Genomic DNA, 16,922 nt, shown 5'->3' with positions numbered 1-16,922 from the left:
GTATCTCCAGAGCGCCTTATTGGGCGCTCAATTTAGGGTTGGTCTGAATTTAATAACTGTTCAATTTCGATACTTTTATGCGCTTGGTATTGTTGCCTTTCTCGGTTGTCGTGAATGGTTAAAGCATCAAATTGATAACGACTCATGACCAAGTCTGTTATATCCAAAATATCGCCTACACCATTGACGTTCCATAATTTTTCTTCAAGTTGTTTGGCCCTGTGCACGGCGTATACACCGACGTAGTTAATTTCAGATTGCAGACGGTCTATATCGGGGCGACCGGTACGGGCGATAAATATTTTCAGTGCAATAAACTGGCCTTGCTCAAGCGCTTGGGAAATAAACTGTCGGCGTTGGTCGTCATTTGCAAACTGCTCTATATAGCAGCTTTTGATTGCCTCTGAGGCACTTTCTTTTTTCGGATTAAATGCCACAAACAATTCGCTCATCACGGGGCGCTGGTGGGGCTTAATGTGGCTAAGGGTATGTTGAATAAAATCCATTGGCCCGTTAAAGCCTTCGAATAACGGCAGTAAATTGAACTCACCCAGCGGTGCTTGAAAACTCAGTAAGTTAGTCAGGCGCGTTTGTCCTGCCCATGTTGCCGTGGCGTCAGGCAGATATTTAGCCCCTTCTTTGCGAATGAAAAACGCCACATTCGGTACATTATTCGCGTATATGTTGCGCAACGCTTCACCAATGCCAGGGATGTCTTCTTCATCCCGGTAGGCCTTGAGTTTAGAGCGGTTGTTTTTAATTAACTCATCAAAAAATGCTTTGGTCGTGGTGCTATTTTCATCGTTTACCACACTGAGGTGAAGTACATTACGCTCATTCGATATATGGCGTACCGTATAGGATAAGTTGCTCAAATCATACTTGCGAGTGACCTTTTGCAATTGCGGGAAGTTGACCTCTACCTGACTATCGGTACTTTTATGAAAAAATGATTTTAGCTCAAGTTTAATCCCCTGAATGGAAATGTCTTCTGTGTGCCCCTCGATGATCATATCTTCAACTTTAAGCTGAATTGCGGTGCGCAGCATGAAACGAGACTCACGGCGCTGATTAGCATATTTAAATCGAAATACTTGAATGTTTTCTGGTGAGCGGTTACGAGGATGTCCAAACACTTTCAGGCTAGGCAGTTTGGCGCGCTCCAAGGGTAAGTTTTGATAGCAAAGGGTATTGGCATCGTCAGTCACATTGGTCAACAAGGCGATATGACTTAGATGGCGCAACCGAGACATGAGACGCGGTGTTGGGGGTTGATTTTGGCGCTTAACTGACTCACTGATGCTGTCAGCAATGGATAAAGGGCGATGGCTTTGTTTCGGTTCAACCTCTTGTATTTGCAGTTTATAAACGCGCCAGCTTATTTTACGAGAACCGTAGCTCAGATATAAATCGCGCAAACTTGCATTGGCGATCAGCTCTTCATGCGAAGCTGAGTAAAAGTACACCTTTTCATTTTTAATATGGTGAAATACATAAAGGTAAGTTTCTTGTGAACCCTTAGGATAGGAAAGGCATTGCTTAATGCGGGCATCGCTGAACAAATAACCTAACTTCAGGTCGTTAATCTCATTGTTCCAATAGAAAATATCTTGGCGGTTACAATCATTTGCTAAGGCATAGCGGGGGGCAAATTGATCATCTGTAGACTCGATATAAACCGGGATCGAGGTGAAATTAGGGATGTAATACTGCTCATACGTTTTCTTATGTATGGCGTCAAATGTGTTGTCTAAATTCACTTTGTAACGGCGTTTGTTGCCATGAATAAAGCGCTCAAGAAAACGATCAAAGCTAGGCATTAAGGTGTCGAATAACCGCTTTAAATGCAATCGTTGGTCTTGTGCATTACGCTCAACCGATTCTATGACATATTGAACACCCTGGCGGTTGTCCAGCATATACTCGTGTTCCAATCCACGAAATTGAACAGCTAAGCGCTCGCCTGATTTAAATCTATATTCTTTACTGATTTTAAGCTTTAAGCCGCTAAGAGATACGTCAACGGTTGTTGCTAGCATACTCTTGTTCGTTTCAGTAAATAGCTCAACACTCATGGAATAATTCATGCGCTCTTCGCTGCGCTGGGCATATTCACCAAAAGGCATAATAGGCGCTAAGTATTGTTGGCTGGCTGGGGTGGTGTCTTCTTCACGCTGCGTTGGTTGTAGGGACGCTTGTTGCTCTTTTTTATGCATGACGCGATAGTTATTTTCAGTGTTCATTACCGCTTCATATACGCCCACGGAATACTCACCAAAGGAACGCACTTGGCGCTCAAATACTTCTATGGCTATGTCATCTAAGAAGTGCTGCTGATCCTCGTACTCATAGAGTTTGCATTTGCCATCTACATAGCCCCGTAAATCAATTAAGCGGGTACAAGGTCGCGCTAGACGCTTGAGTTCCATCTTAAGTAAAAAGCGTTTTTGCTTAGGGACTGAACCTGCGACCTGCGTGAGGATCTGACCAAACTCTGGCTCATTTATCATGGGCTTTAGCTGTTCGATAATGTCATGATATTGTTCAAAATCTTGGTTCATAGTGAATACGTACTTTATTTTTTATTGTGAAACACGAGCGCCATAACGTCTTATCGGCACACGCAGAGGTTTTCATAATGCAATATGTGCAAGGTTCCCCTAATATAGGCGGCTTTATTTGCACTTTTCGCGTTGGCTGGCTAAAAATCGTGAGATTTTTATTTTAATACCAGTACGTGAAGACCCTTAATTGCACGTATCGTGTTGACTGAATCGTGCGAACTAAATTGTCTAGATTGTATTAACTAAATCGCGCGAACTAAATATTGGAGCAACATGGCCAAACGTAAAACTGCCTATGTCTGTAGTGACTGTGGCGCAGAATATCCGCGCTGGCAAGGGCAATGTAATGACTGCAATGCCTGGAATACCATTACTGAATTTGTTGTCAGCCCAGCGCGCAGCCAACCTGAACGGAATTTACGTGGTTACGCTGGTCAAACCGGGGCAAAAATCGAAACGCTTAATAGTATCGATGTTGCCGAATTACCTCGCTTTACATCAAGTTTTAAAGAGCTAGATAGAGTGCTAGGTGGCGGTATCGTGCCAGGTAGTGCCATCTTAATTGGTGGGTCTCCTGGTGCAGGTAAAAGTACGCTATTGCTTCAAGTGATGTGCCAGTTAGCAACTGAGCGCAATGCGCTCTATGTCACAGGGGAAGAGTCGCTACAACAGGTCGCTATGCGCGCTCAGCGCTTAAACCTGCCGAATGATAAGCTCAATATGTTGGCAGAAACCAGCGTGGAAACCATTTGTAAACTGGCGTTGAGCTTAAAACCACAGATTATGGTCATTGACTCAATTCAGGTAATGCATGTCGCTGATGTACAATCTGCCCCTGGCAGTGTGTCACAAGTCAGGGAAAGCGCGGCCTATTTAACGCGTTTCGCCAAACAAAATCACATTGCTATGTTATTGGTCGGCCATGTAACCAAAGATGGCAGTTTAGCGGGCCCTAAAGTGCTAGAGCACTGTATTGATTGCTCAATGATGCTAGAAGGCGAAAGCGACAGTCGCTATCGAACTTTGCGAAGCCAGAAAAATCGTTTCGGCGCAGTCAATGAGTTAGGTGTGTTTGGTATGACTGAGCGTGGACTAAAAGAAGTCAGTAATCCTTCGGCAATCTTTTTAAGTCGTGGCGAAGAGCAGTCGCCTGGCAGTATTGTAATGGTAGTATGGGAGGGAACGCGCCCGCTATTAGTGGAAATACAAGCGCTGGTGGATTATTCGCAAACAGCCAACCCGCGACGCGTCGCAGTCGGCCTTGAGCAAAACCGTATGGCGATGCTGTTAGCAGTATTACATCGCCATGGCGATGTGCAAATGAATGACCAGGATGTATTTGCTAACGTGGTAGGCGGTGTAAAGGTGACAGAAACCAGTGCTGATCTAGCTTTGTTGTTATCGATAGTTTCTAGCTTTCGGAATAAGACCTTAGATGCGCAGTTGATTGCTTTTGGTGAAGTGGGATTAGCGGGAGAGATTCGCCCAGTACCCAATGGCTCAGAGCGTATTAGCGAAGCGGCGAAACATGGATTCAAACGGGCAATTGTACCCAAGGCCAATGTGCCAAAACAAAAGGTCAATGGAATCGAAATTATCGGGGTATCAAGGCTAAGTGAAGCCCTTGAAGTACTTTGATTAGTTGGTCTTGGTGTGGTAAAAATAATGACCTCGTTTGTGCAGGGTAACTTGTGTAACCCTGTCCACAATCAAATTTCCATAACCTAATAAAAATGGTAGATATTACAGTGAGATAGCAAATATTAATCTGTGATAGCGTTGTTATCTTTTTCAAATCGTGGTCTAGCAAAAATATGAATAAACTTTCTTCTTTTTCAATCGTTATGTGTATCACTGCGGGGAGCTATTCCTCGCTCTGTATGGCACAGAGTACGCCTTCTGAATTTGCCGAACTCAGCCTGAATGAGTTGTTCGAAATGGATATTGCGGATGATACCGCAAAGGCGGTAGCTGGGAGCCCGTGGACATTCGCTTATAATTTTAAATTTGCCGAGTTTCGTGGTTATTTAGATGGTGATGCCAAACGCGCTGACAGTGAGGTTTTGTGGCAGGGTCAAGGTACGCAAAGAAGCGACGAAAATTTCCCGATACTGCCTACTGTTATCGATCAACAAGTGCACGTTTTTTCCATGGGATATCGTATTAATGCAGATTGGCGTGTGCATGCTTCCATACCTTACATTACCCAAAGTACGGACCATATAAGCATTGTGCCTGACTATGACCAGTTCACCATTGATAGTGACGGGTCTGGCGACGCAGTGTTGTCCGTTAGTCATCGCCTTATCGCGACCTCTGAAGACATTTGGTGGTTTACCGCTGGCGTTAGCCTACCCACTGGCTCGATTGATGAAAAAGGGGATACGCCAAGGGATGTAGGTAATCAGCAGTTGCCCTACACAATGCAACTGGGTTCGGGAACCTATGATTTTCCAGTTGAATTTAGTTATCAGAGCATGGGCAAACATGATTTTAGCCTTAGCATGTCAGCCATGATCCGTACCGGCAAGAATGACAGAGATTATCGGCTAGGGAATAGTTATAGTTTATCAGGCACATACCGGTTTAATGCGACAGCAAATATAAAACCATTCTTGGGTTTGGCTTACCAGTATCGAAGTGCGATCCATGGTCAAGATGATGAGATTACCCTGGCTGGCGCATTTCCTTATCCGGCAAGTATTACCAATCCTAGATTATACGGCGGCAAGAAAGTCAGTGCGGAAATGGGTGTCAGATGGAAGTTCAGTGAAACATATGCGTTAAGCGTTTCGTTTTCAAAGCCAATTTATCAGAATTTGAATGGGCCCCAGCCGAAAGAAAATTTCCAGTCTGGTATAACCCTTTCGCGTTTAATGTAGTGTGAATGTGTCTGACTTGATGAAAGAGAAAGTAGTAAAACTCTGCAAGTGTATTTTTTTGTTTTGTGTATTGTTTGCACAATCGGGACACGCCGAAGAGGAAGTCACTAAAGAGCGCAAGCTTAAAGCTGCTTATGTCCTTAATTTTATAAAATATATGAGTTGGCCGGTAAACAGCGGTGCGCAAAACGAATTTCGGTTATGTGTGCACAGTGATGAGCCGTTTTATCAATTTATGCAAGCGCTTGTTGCACGGCATAATCAGGGGGCGAATAAAGTGCGGATCGTTATCGGTCATACACTTCAAGAGCCACTTTGCCACCTAGCTTATTTTCAGTCATCTATAGAGCAATCCTTGGGTCAATTAAGGCGGGCAGTTGTTGTACTAGAGTCTTTAGATGTGAAGCAAGTGCACGCTGCAATTCGCTTTTATACCCAAGCGCAAAAGGTGCGTTTCGAGTTCGATATAGCGCAATTAGCCAAGATTGACGTCATTGCCAGCTCTGAATTGCTTAAGTTAGCAAGGATTATTCGCTAATGATTCTGGCTAAATTCAATCGAGCTTCCTTTTTCCAAAAGCAATTGATGGCGGTGATTGGAACCAACCTATTGATATTGGCTATCGCGGCGTTGCTCATTTACTCTGCTTTCGTTGATGATTATCGAGATAACTTGGTGAAAACCATGGACAGTAATGCCTCGTTGCTATCTGCAGCGAGTCGTTCAGCGCTACTTTTTCATGATGAGCAAGCAGGGCACACTATATTGGCGTCGTTGGCCAAAATACCCGCCGTAAGATACGCGCAATTATTGGATGCACAAAAAACACCTTTTGCTATTTATGCTCGCCAAGGAGCAAAACGGGAAACGATGTCTCAGGACATAAAACCAGGTTATTTTTTTGCGAACGACAACCTTTACCTCACCCAACAGATCACCCTAGATAACGAACTGCTCGGGTTTATTGTTCTGTCGGCTGACACGCTTTCGTTGCAAGCACAGCAATATCGTTATGGGCGCATGGTGTTGTGGGTGTTTCTGTTAGGCTCATTGTTGGCTTATCTGCTGAATTGGCGCATGCAAAAACGCTTGCAATCCCCGGTTAAGCGGTTAATCCATTTAGTGGATTATGTGGCCAAAGAGGGCCGCTACGATCAGCGGATCTTTAATCGAAGAAAAGATGACATTGGGCGCTTAGTCAATGGTATTAACTCTATGTTAGATACTATAGAAGACCATCAATCAAAGTTGCGTTCACATCGAGAGCATCTAGAGGGGTTAGTAGAGTTGCGTACAGAGCAACTTTACGAGCGCGCTAATTTTGATGCGCTTACTCAATTACCCAACAGGCACTCACTGACTGAAAAAATCACCCAAGCAATCGAAAAAGCGCGTGATGATAAATCGAATTTGGCGTTGATGTTCTTAGATTTAGACCGCTTCAAAGTCATTAATGACAGCTTAGGCCACTTCGTGGGCGATAGACTATTGGTTGAAGTGGCTAAAAAGATCCAGCACAAACTGACTAAGAACGATGTCGTAGGACGTTGGGGGGGAGATGAGTTCGTAATCGTTATTCAAAACCCAAACGATCTAAATTCAGTAGAAGGGTTAGCCAAGGAGATTATCAGCGCCCTGAGCTTGCCTCTGATTGCTGCAGGGCATCAGCTTCATATCTCGACCAGCATTGGTATTGCATGTTTCCCTCAAGACGGTGAAGACGCTTCTAGCTTGCTCAAACACGCTGATACAAGTATGTACAAAGCGAAAGAATTAGGCCCTGGGCAGTTTAGATTTTTTGACCAAGATATGTTGAACGCCTCAGTGTGGCGCTTAGAACTGGAAACACAACTACGTCAAGCCTCAGCGCAGCAACATTTTACCTTGGTATATCAGCCGAAAGTCGAGGTTAACAACCAGAAGCCGGTTGGCTTAGAAGCGTTAATTCGATGGAATAATGGACAAGCGTTAGTCAGTCCTGCGGTATTTTTACCCATTGCTGAAGACATAGGTTTAATGGAGTCCATCAGCGTGTGGGTGTTAAAACAGGCTTGTCAGCAAAATGCTGATTGGCAGCGCGCCGGAATTGAAATCGTACCTGTCGCCGTTAATCTTCCCGCCTCTTTTTTAATGGGGCCACATTGCCTAGAGTCGATAGAAGGGGCACTAACTCAAACAGGACTTGCAGGGCAGTTTTTAGAAATCGAGATTACTGAAAACACCTTTATAACATCGACCGAATTGGTGGTTGAAGTATTAAGTGCTATTCAAGCGTTGGGCGTTAAAATCGCCATTGATGATTTTGGCACAGGGTACTCGTCTATGAGTTATCTGCGAGATCTTCCTATTAATACCCTGAAGATCGACGGTATTTTTATTAACGATTTAGTTGAGGGGACTCACAGCGAAATACCCCATAGCGATGCGCATTTGTTGCGAGACGAGGGTATTGTACGCTCTATTATTACCTTGGGAAAAAGCCTAGGTTTTAGTACTGTTGCTGAGTGTGTTGAACATGAATATCAAGTGACAAAGCTGAAATCTATGGGGTGTGACGTTATTCAAGGCTATTACTTTAGTAAACCCTTGCCTGTTGATGAGATTGAAATCTACTTACGCAATTTTTAAACAGCGCCTGTGTCGACTATTAAAACAAGCACTGCGCGTTTCCCCGTTTATCACTAACACCTTTATGGGGCGTCGGTATTTAGCGCCAAATTTTGATGTTGGTTATCTACCCCCCTCCCAGCCGAGAAAATCCACTGTGATGCGAGTAGGAGGATTCAGTATCGCTCGCCCTAGATAGGGAGAAGGCTCCGCTTCTGTTCGAATATCATAACGGGTGTCTTCTTTAGCAGACAAAATAATCGACTTTTCATACACCAGCTGTGAGAGCCGGTTACGCATGTGAGCGAGCTATTCACTCATTAACTCACTCGTTGACTATCAGTTATCAGTCGTTCGCTGCGTCTTGAACAGCTTCACCGGCGCTTTCAATATCTTGTCCGGCCCCGTCAATCGTGGCACAAGAGGTTAAAGCGGTGATTAAGATAGCGACTAATACCAGTGAATTCATCAAGGCTTTCAACGAACTTATAATTTGAGTTTTCATTATCTTGGTTCCTTATTGTTAAGTGATTTTACACTTTACTTACATATAACTAAGCGATTCTCGTGCCAACTTTAAAGTTAATTAAAAATGCATATTTATCAATTGGTTATGGTTTTTGGGTTGTGAGGGGGGGTGACTTGGGTAATTGCTACTCAATGAAAAGATAAATTTTACTGGGTGGTATCCCACTCGTTGTATTTCGCTCATGCTATCTCTCTCGGGCCAAAAAATAGTGCTCGCCCACAAAAAAGCCGACCTATATAGGTCGGCTTTGAATAATGAGGGTACTGTTATAATTAGTCTTATGCTTTCTTATTTAAACTGCGAAGAACGTACTGCAGAATGCCGCCATCGCTAAAATAGCTGAACTCATTCGGTGTATCGATGCGGATCTGAGCATCAAAAGTAAACTCCCCGTTTTCGCCCTTCACCGACACGCACACCTCTTTCTGTCCTTTTTCAATCGCACTAATAGAGTATTGCTCGGTGCCATCGAGCTTCAGTGTTTGTGCATCATCGCCAGGTTTAAACTGCAAAGGTAAAATCCCCATACCAATTAAATTGGAACGGTGGATGCGTTCATAACTTTCGGCAATAACGGCTTTAACACCGAGTAATAATGGGCCTTTTGCCGCCCAGTCTCGCGAACTACCTGTACCGTACTCTTTACCAGCGATGACAATACTTGGCGTGCCTTGTTCTTGATATTTCATTGCGGCATCAAAAACAGACATCTGCTCGGCTGACGGCTGAAAACGTGTCCAGCCACCTTCTGTGCCCGGCGCCAACTGATTTTTTAATCTGACATTGGCGAAGGTCCCGCGCATCATGATTTCATGATTACCGCGTCGAGAACCAAATGAGTTAAAGTCATGCTCTTCTACGCCATGGGCTCTAAGGTATTGAGCCGCTGGGCCATCTGGAGCAATACTACCAGCAGGTGATATATGATCCGTGGTGACTGTATCTCCTAACTTTAACAAGCAGCGCGCATTGCTTATCGCATCAATAGCCTCAGGTTGCTGCGTAATGCCGTCAAAAAAGGTTGGCTTTTTCACATAGGTTGATTCGGGCCAATTGTACTGTTCGCTGTCAACCACATCTAAGTTATTCCAGGTTTCGTCTCCCTCGAATATATGGCTGTAGCGCTCAGAAAACATTTCGCTATTGACTACGTCAGTCACTAACGCTTGAATTTCTTCATTGCTTGGCCAAATGTCTCGTAGATATACCGGTTTGCCGTTTTTGTCTGTGCCTAACGGTTCTTTTAACAAATCTATATGCATGTTTCCTGCTAATGCATATGCGATAACTAAAGGCGGTGAGGCAAGGTAATTGGCTTTGACATCAGAATGAATACGCCCTTCAAAGTTTCGATTGCCGGATAACACCGAGGTAACATTGAGCTTTTCTTTACGGATAGCCGCGCTAATCGGCTCGGGTAAGGGGCCTGAGTTACCAATGCACGTCGTACAGCCATAACCGACAAGATGAAATCCCAGATTTTCGAGTTCATGGGTAAGGTTCGCTTTGTTTAAATACTCGGTGACCACCTGAGAGCCAGGAGCAAAACTGGTTTTCACCCACGGCTTTACGGATAGCCCCATTTCACTTGCTTTTTTCGCTAATAGGCCAGCGGCAATCAACACAGACGGATTTGAAGTATTAGTACAACTGGTGATTGCAGCAATCACCACCGCACCGTCGTTCAAACTAAATTTTTGGCCGTTGTAATCGACTTGTGAAGATTCTTCGTTTTTCTCAACCTGTTGGCCACCCTCTGATTCAAAACGTCCTTTTTCTGGATCTTCTGTAGTGATGATCAACTTTTCTTGTTCAGATAACCAGGTATCGAATTCGGCCGCGGCATCTGACAACGCAATCCTATCTTGCGGACGCTTAGGGCCAGCAATAGAGGTAACAACGTCACCTAAATCGATATGTAAATTAGCGTGATAAACTGCCGTTTTTTGGGCGTCGCTGCCCCACATGCCTTGGGCTTGTGCATAGGCTTTGATCAGATCGATGTTGCGATTATCACGACCGGTTAGACGAAGATAGGTTTCGGTTTGTTCATCCAGGGGGAAAATACCGCACGTAGCACCGTACTCCGGTGCCATGTTGGCGATGGTTGCTCTATCAGCAATGGTGAGGTGTTTAACTCCATCACCGTAGAATTCAACAAATTTACCTACAACGCCGAACTCACGTAATTTTTGCGTGATGGTTAACACTAAATCAGTCGCTGTTGTGCCTGGTGGTAAACTGCCGGTGATTTCCATGCCAACCACTTCAGGTATCAACATGGTTACTGGCTGGCCTAACATAGCGGCTTCAGCTTCAATACCGCCAACACCCCAACCTAAAATACCTAGGCCGTTGATCATAGTGGTGTGAGAATCTGTTCCCACGAGTGTGTCTGGGTAGAGTAAGGTTTGATCGTCTTGCTCTTCAATAAAGGTCACGCGTGCTAAGTACTCTAGGTTAACTTGATGCACTATACCTTTACCTGGAGGTACCACTTTGAAGTTATCAAATGCTTGCTGACCCCAACGTAAAAATTGATAGCGTTCTTTATTGCGCTGAACTTCCATTGCGGTATTTTTATCAAGGGCGTCTTCTTCAGCGAAATAGTCGACCATTACTGAGTGGTCGATGACGAGTTCTACCGGTTTCAAAGGATTGATCTTTTGCGGATCGCCGCCTAAATCGACCATAGCGTCACGCATCGCAGCTAAATCGACAACAGCTGGCACGCCGGTGAAATCTTGAAGTACCACCCTTGAAGGCACAAAGGCAATTTCTGTAGTGGCACTATCGTTAATATCCCAAGTGGCGAGTTTATTGATATCGTCTTCTTGCACAAATTCTTCAGCACTGTGGCGAAGTAGGTTTTCAAGTAGTATTTTGGCGGCGAACGGTAGGCGTTCGATATCGTGAGTTTTTGACAGTGAATCTAAGGCATAGTAAGAAAACTGTTCACCATCAAGAGTTAGAGTTTTTAAATAAGGGGATGCTTGCTGCATGATATTCTCCGGCTGCAAAATGAAATCGCATGTTTATAAAATAGAAACGAAAACCGTGCTCTGTTAATGACCAGCACGGGTAAGTTTAGTGCACTTATGACTATGACTATGACTTAGGTACTGCTTGTAGCGCCTGTTTGACCTTGAGTTTGTAGTCTTCATCGTTTAATAAGTCGTGATCACACTCTGGACAATGTTCAATGTCTTGTGCAGGCAATGTGCAATGAACACGTTGCTCTAACCAGTTAATGTCATCGATATGTTTAGGGGCGAGTAACAGCTTTTTACCACCGGGCAACCAATTGTGGGTATCAATGATAAGCATCGGGACTTCCCAATTTTCGGTATCCAGAATTAAATCGTGAACATGTCCCACGGTTTCTTCCCCAGCGATAACATCGTACCCTTGTAGCTCGTCAATTGAGCGTAGGTGATTAGCACTGCTTTTGTCGTGCTCTTGCAAATTGGTATTTGCTTGCTCTAGCGCTTGTTGATTGACCAAGGCTGTGGGATGAGCGTATTCGCCCCACGCGCCAGGGCCTGTCCAGTAATATCCATAACCTAAATAGGAAAAGAGAATTTCTTCGTACTCTCGCGACACTGTTTTTTCTTCGTCGATAGAGGGGCTGTCTTTGACTTGCTGTTTGCTCAAAGCAACGTGAATCTTCTCATCTTCGGTATCAATCTCTCTCAAAGAGATAGGTGAAATAAGCACTTTTTCCCCCAATGGTAACCATTTGTGGGTGTCGACGTACATATACCGTATCGTCCATGCGCGGTCATCGAATAAAAAGTCTTTGATGATGCCAATGTCACCATCTGTGGCGGCAATAGTGAACCGTTGAATGTCTCGTAAGCCTGCTAGCATGATGTTCTCCCTACTCGTCGTTTTCAAAACAAGACAACCGCTTAGACCACACGTTTGCAGCTGACAAACGGCACCTGCAGCCTTGCATAAATATCATCTTGATAACGTTAAAATTAGCTGTTGTAGCTGAATTACGCAAAGAGCACGCCATCTCATCGAAGCGCGGGGATCAGCGCTGTGGCAGTCCTTTGAGCAGATTTATGAAGGTGTGTGGGTGAAATAAATACCGCAAAAAAAGTAACTCTTACCCTTAAGATGTAATAATTACAGGCATTGCAACGCCTTGAATTTAGTGTGTTTATGCTTGATAAACTGAAGTAAACCCGCAAACGAATGAGCGAGCCTATAGGGCAACGAAAGGGGGGATTTCGTTGCCCTTGGAAGTGATTACTTTGGGCTTTTTTCGGCAGCCGGAAGTTGGCCAATATCCGCCAGCCAATGTTGCGCCGAGCGTGACCAAATCTGGCGTTTAGGGACTAATTCATTACGCTGGTCGATAGCACCAACACGCAGGTTATACACTTTAGGTTCGTCACCTATTGCTGATGCATAAATTCCTGTGCCGCAATGCTCACAAAAGCCTTGGGCGCGGTGATTACCGCTTTGTGCCACCTTTACGTATTCTTTAGGTTTACCTTTAGTGAACTGAACCCCATCTATTTCACTGACCACTACGGTGCGAAAAGCCGTTGCCGATAACACTTGGCAATCGGTGCAGTGACAAATCATGGTTTTTTCAGGATCGACTATAGCGTTAAAAGCGAGTTCCCCACAGTGGCAACGGCCAGTTACTTTCATTTTATGTCCTTTGGATAAATACATACTTCAAATAGATTAATAAATACGCGCAGAGCGTTGAATTTTATAGCTTTTTCTGCGGCGTATTAGTGTCGGGCGCTAATACTCATTAACGCCTATTAGCCCCAATGGTTTACGCTAAAAACTTCCAAAAAACATAATATCCGCTAAAGAGCGTGAGTATGCTTAGGCAACATAAGGTGTAAATACGAAATATGCCTTGGGGATTATATTGTGCGTCTACATCAGCGCCCATCATCACCTTGTAATTCAGCCACGCGTAAATAGGTGCGCTCACAAACGAGACGGTAGTCACAAAGTCGAGAAGGGCTGTGATATCGGCACTGAAGTCAGAAATTATCCACCAACTTCCTAGGGCGAGTATGCCAATAGCAGCGATATAAACGAGGTTTCCTTTGCGCGCATGTTGAGATTTATTGGCACTATCAAGAGGTAAGGGCGCATCATGAGCTTGAGTGAGTTGATAGGCGCGTTTCCATACTTGGGGGAATCCGTCGGCGACGGCAAACGTAGAAGAAAAAAGCGCCACAAAAGTCACAATGGCCATAAGTAACCAGCTCCAGTCACCTAACGCATTACTGTATATGCCAACCAATTGCCCAGCAAAGGCAGCGGCTGAATTGGCAAAGCCTTCACCTTGGCCAAACATGAGTAATGCCCCTAACCATAAGAAAATAATCGCTAATAATAAACTGGCTGCATACCCGATATTGAAGTCTAAAGTAGCATTTTTAGCGTTTTCTGGCCCAGGCTTTGCACCTCTTGAGAGTATCCATAGTGAATGCCAAACCGACACTTCGATTGCGGTAGGCATCCAGCCGATTAACGCTACAATAAAGGCGATACCCGCCACAGAGCCGATTTCAATGGTCGCTGCACCCTCAGCTGGGCTAAATCCTAAACGTCCTACAGCTGCAAACCAAGCGATGATACTGCAAATAACTAACACTAACATCATCCATTTCAACAGTGTATTGAGCAGCTTGTAGTGACCTATTATGAGCACAGCGCATACAATTCCTAAAATTACGGCTGCCCACTGAGAAAGTGATAACACATCACCAAATAAATTCATCGCAAGGGCTGCTGTGACGATTGTCACCCCAGATTGGACAAAAAACATGGTGATAAAAGTTAACCCTAAAAATAAATAGAAGGCCCATTTACCTACGCTGCGATAGCCATCGAGTAAGCTCTTGCCGGTTAAGCCTGAATATTTAGGGCCGAACAAGAAAAAGGGGTACTTCACCACATGAGCTAATAAAATGAAGCCCAATAAGGCAAACCCGAAGTCGGCTCCAGCGCGAGTTGACTGCACGATATGCGATACACCAATACTGGTGGCGGCCCAAACGATTCCAGGGCCTAATAAGGCCATTATTTTTGTTAGTTTCATACTACCTATACTCAAATGGTTTTTATGTTTGTAGGAGAAGCTGGCTCTTTTTGCCTAGTGCCATTGTTTAAAATGCAGACGTAGGCTCATTCGTTTTGTCCGTGAATAAGATACAGCATCAACATTTTCGTAAGTTCATCACACAAAGCAATAGAATCTAACTCACATGCAATGGATGGGGTGATGTCGGGGTACAGCACTTTATCAAGTAGCGTGGTGATCATGGTGAAAACCACCATATTTGCAGTTGATGTTTTATCTGTGGCGATGATGTCGCCTTTAAACCTAAGCAAAATATTACTGATACGACGGTACAAGTGTCGTCGGTCGATTAAGGCGTCACCTGCCACTATGTCAGTATGCAAACGAGAATTAAGATGAATGGTGCGAAATAAACTGCGATTTGCGGCGAAAAAGTGATGCGTTTGCTGGGTTACCCCGCTGACCGCTTCCGTTAAAGTGGCAAATTGTATACTTTCTAGCTGAGTCATCCATTCGTTCAGTTCACTACCGAAATCTTGGTACAGCAAAGGTAACAATGCCTCTTTGTTTTTAAAGCGCCGATAAAATGTCCCCACCGACACGCCAGCATGATCACATAACTCTTTAATGCTGATATGTTCAAAAAATTTATTTTGTAGGCAGTGATGTATGGCAGCCATCAGTTTTCGCTGGGTGTCTTGACTGCGTAGCTGTTTTGCTGGAATTACACTTGGGCTTGGCATAGCTAACTTTATTAACCTTAAATCACTTATACATCACGGGTTTGCATAGAAAATAGCGACAGAATCATGCCGCTTTTGGTGAAAAACAGCAATATAAGAATCCGCCCAGTCATACGAAAACTGTTGCGAGATAATTCTTATATTGCCTTTTGTGACTCTCTGTTTATTGTGCGTTATTTGAATGAGAGGCCATATAATCCAGTGCTAATTGGGTTAGTGTGGCTGTTCCTAGCGGTAACGCTTTTTCATCAGCGAAAAAGTACGGTGAGTGATTGCTAGGGGCTTTGCTGGCATCTTGCCCTTGTGGCGTACCACCTAAGAATACAAATACGCTGGGTACTTCAAGGGCATAGAAAGAGAAATCTTCTGCGCCGGTAATTTTAGGCAGTACTAAAACATTATCTTCCCCAGCGACCTTATTTAAGCTGGGTAGCATCTGTTCGGTTAAATCTGGATGGTTAATGGTGACTGGGTAGCCTTCGTTTATTTCAACCTCAGCTGTGGCCCCTGAAGCTGCGGCGATATGTGTGGCCGTATGTTTAATTTTATAAAAGATTTGCTGACGATTATCCATGTCGAAGTTGCGGATCGTACCGACCATCTCGACTTTTTCTGGAATAATATTATTCCGCACACCACCAGAAATTTTACCGAAAGACACAATCGCTGGCTCTTTGGTTATATCAATTTGGCGGCTGATAATGTGGTTTACACCAGTGACAACTTGCGCTGCTGCGGAAATAGGATCTACTCCATTCCACGGCGTTGAGCCATGTGTCTGCGTGCCGTGAATGGCAATCTCGAAACTGTCAGCGCTGGCCATAAATGGGCCACTGCGATAGCCGATTTTCCCTGTATTTAAGCCAGATGTGATGTGCAAGCCAAACGCCACGTCAGGCTTGTGTTTGTCGAAAATGCCTTCTTTTAACATGAGTTCAGCGCCGCCTTCTTCTCCTTTAGGGGCTCCTTCTTCAGCAGGTTGAAAAACAAACATGACAGTGCCGTGCAGTTCTGCCTTCATACCCGCGAGTACTTCGGCTGCACCCATTAACATGGCCACATGCGTATCGTGACCACAAGCATGCATAATACCCACATCTACACCGCGATAATTTGTGGTTTGAGTTGAGGCAAAGGGTAGATCAACTTTTTCGGTCACGGGCAGGGCGTCCATGTCGGCGCGAAGCATCACGGTTGGGCCGGGCAAATCACCTTTTAAAATACCTACTACGCCTGTATAGCCGATGTTTCGCTCTACTTGCATACCCAGTTTTTCAAGATGCGTGGCGGCAATATCTGCGGTGCGTGTTTCTCGATTTCCAAGCTCAGGGTGCTGGTGGATATCTCTGCGCCAAGCGACCACGCTTTTTTCAACGTCTTTGAGTTGTTTAGTGAGTGTGTCGCTCGCGTTAGCGTTTGCACTGATACTTAGGCTGCTAATAGCAGCACAAATAGCAAATGTTATGCTAGTGGGGCGAAGGGGGCGAAGTGTGTTTTTCATGTCATGTTCCTTATTATGCTGTATAGACT

General features: G+C 44.5%; 13 protein-coding genes. 4 read left to right on the top strand and 9 right to left on the bottom strand.

All coding sequences use genetic code 11. From position 1 onward, the window contains the following. Positions 1-32 precede the first annotated feature (32 nt). Entirely contained in the window at positions 33-2,561 is a 2,529-nt protein-coding gene (locus tag GCHA_RS12930) for a PilZ domain-containing protein (protein ID WP_007988899.1), read from the bottom strand. A 276-nt stretch (positions 2,562-2,837) separates the two neighbouring features. On the opposite strand from GCHA_RS12930, the gene radA reads away from it, so the two are divergent. From radA to GCHA_RS12910, 4 genes are all read left to right on the top strand, one after another. Then, on the top strand, positions 2,838-4,202 hold the full coding sequence (gene radA / locus GCHA_RS12925) for a DNA repair protein RadA (protein ID WP_007988898.1): 1,365 nt from the start codon (positions 2,838-2,840) through the stop codon (positions 4,200-4,202). Positions 4,203-4,378: 176 nt separating this feature from the next. Next, entirely contained in the window at positions 4,379-5,446 is a 1,068-nt protein-coding gene (locus GCHA_RS12920; protein WP_318248974.1) for a transporter family protein, read from the top strand. Between the two features lie 7 nt (positions 5,447-5,453). Beyond that, complete coding sequence (locus GCHA_RS12915) at positions 5,454-5,984, top strand: YfiR family protein (protein ID WP_318248973.1); 531 nt, start codon at positions 5,454-5,456, stop codon at positions 5,982-5,984. Further along, positions 5,984-8,074 carry a putative bifunctional diguanylate cyclase/phosphodiesterase gene (locus tag GCHA_RS12910; protein WP_007988895.1) on the top strand — a complete coding sequence of 697 codons (2,091 nt, stop codon included), beginning with the start codon at positions 5,984-5,986 and terminating at the stop codon, positions 8,072-8,074. The genes GCHA_RS12915 and GCHA_RS12910 overlap by 1 nt, the downstream gene beginning before the upstream one ends. A 102-nt stretch (positions 8,075-8,176) precedes the next feature. On the opposite strand, the gene GCHA_RS22625 is transcribed toward GCHA_RS12910, so the two are convergent. From GCHA_RS22625 to GCHA_RS12880, 8 genes are all read right to left on the bottom strand, one after another. After that, positions 8,177-8,353, bottom strand: a complete 177-nt coding sequence (locus GCHA_RS22625) for a hypothetical protein (protein WP_318248972.1) — start codon at positions 8,351-8,353, stop codon at positions 8,177-8,179. Between the two features lie 46 nt (positions 8,354-8,399). After that, positions 8,400-8,558: an entericidin A/B family lipoprotein gene (locus tag GCHA_RS22620; RefSeq protein WP_007988888.1), complete on the bottom strand. Its 159-nt coding sequence runs from the start codon at positions 8,556-8,558 to the stop codon at positions 8,400-8,402. Positions 8,559-8,860: 302 nt separating this feature from the next. Then, positions 8,861-11,584 (bottom strand): aconitate hydratase AcnA, encoded by a 2,724-nt coding sequence (gene acnA / locus GCHA_RS12905; protein ID WP_007988886.1) that lies wholly within the window; start codon positions 11,582-11,584, stop codon positions 8,861-8,863. A gap of 106 nt (positions 11,585-11,690) precedes the next feature. Continuing rightward, positions 11,691-12,452 carry a PRC-barrel domain-containing protein gene (locus tag GCHA_RS12900; protein ID WP_007988884.1) on the bottom strand — a complete coding sequence of 254 codons (762 nt, stop codon included), beginning with the start codon at positions 12,450-12,452 and terminating at the stop codon, positions 11,691-11,693. A gap of 387 nt (positions 12,453-12,839) precedes the next feature. Continuing rightward, positions 12,840-13,250, bottom strand: coding sequence for a GFA family protein (locus tag GCHA_RS12895; protein ID WP_007988882.1), 411 nt, complete (start codon positions 13,248-13,250; stop codon positions 12,840-12,842). 133 nt (positions 13,251-13,383) lie between these two features. Next, on the bottom strand, positions 13,384-14,667 hold the full coding sequence (locus tag GCHA_RS12890) for an NRAMP family divalent metal transporter (RefSeq protein WP_007988880.1): 1,284 nt from the start codon (positions 14,665-14,667) through the stop codon (positions 13,384-13,386). Positions 14,668-14,753: 86 nt separating this feature from the next. Beyond that, complete coding sequence (locus GCHA_RS12885) at positions 14,754-15,392, bottom strand: TetR/AcrR family transcriptional regulator (protein ID WP_007988879.1); 639 nt, start codon at positions 15,390-15,392, stop codon at positions 14,754-14,756. A gap of 163 nt (positions 15,393-15,555) precedes the next feature. Beyond that, the gene (locus GCHA_RS12880; protein ID WP_007988878.1) at positions 15,556-16,893 is read right to left on the bottom strand and encodes a M20 family metallopeptidase; all 1,338 of its coding nucleotides are present in this window, start codon (positions 16,891-16,893) and stop codon (positions 15,556-15,558) included. Positions 16,894-16,922 lie beyond the last annotated feature (29 nt).

This window comes from Paraglaciecola chathamensis S18K6 (genome assembly GCA_000314955.1).
Lineage (GTDB): Bacteria > Pseudomonadota > Gammaproteobacteria > Enterobacterales > Alteromonadaceae > Paraglaciecola > Paraglaciecola chathamensis.
Note: the sequence above shows the minus strand (reverse complement) of the source record. Positions and strands in the feature narration are given on the sequence as shown.

Excerpts from the sequence above, each read along its gene's own strand:
- GCHA_RS22625 (WP_318248972.1), bottom strand. The coding sequence starts at position 8,353 with ATGCGTAACCGGCTCTCACAGCTGGTGTATGAAAAGTCGATTATTTTG.
- acnA (WP_007988886.1), bottom strand. The coding sequence starts at position 11,584 with ATGCAGCAAGCATCCCCTTATTTAAAAACTCTAACTCTTGATGGTGAA.
- radA (WP_007988898.1), top strand. The coding sequence starts at position 2,838 with ATGGCCAAACGTAAAACTGCCTATGTCTGTAGTGACTGTGGCGCAGAA.
- GCHA_RS12910 (WP_007988895.1), top strand. The coding sequence starts at position 5,984 with ATGATTCTGGCTAAATTCAATCGAGCTTCCTTTTTCCAAAAGCAATTG.
- GCHA_RS12885 (WP_007988879.1), bottom strand. The coding sequence starts at position 15,392 with ATGCCAAGCCCAAGTGTAATTCCAGCAAAACAGCTACGCAGTCAAGAC.
- GCHA_RS12930 (WP_007988899.1), bottom strand. The coding sequence starts at position 2,561 with ATGAACCAAGATTTTGAACAATATCATGACATTATCGAACAGCTAAAG.
- GCHA_RS12920 (WP_318248974.1), top strand. The coding sequence starts at position 4,379 with ATGAATAAACTTTCTTCTTTTTCAATCGTTATGTGTATCACTGCGGGG.
- GCHA_RS12880 (WP_007988878.1), bottom strand. The coding sequence starts at position 16,893 with ATGAAAAACACACTTCGCCCCCTTCGCCCCACTAGCATAACATTTGCT.
- GCHA_RS12895 (WP_007988882.1), bottom strand. The coding sequence starts at position 13,250 with ATGAAAGTAACTGGCCGTTGCCACTGTGGGGAACTCGCTTTTAACGCT.
- GCHA_RS22620 (WP_007988888.1), bottom strand. The coding sequence starts at position 8,558 with ATGAAAACTCAAATTATAAGTTCGTTGAAAGCCTTGATGAATTCACTG.
- GCHA_RS12890 (WP_007988880.1), bottom strand. The coding sequence starts at position 14,667 with ATGAAACTAACAAAAATAATGGCCTTATTAGGCCCTGGAATCGTTTGG.
- GCHA_RS12900 (WP_007988884.1), bottom strand. The coding sequence starts at position 12,452 with ATGCTAGCAGGCTTACGAGACATTCAACGGTTCACTATTGCCGCCACA.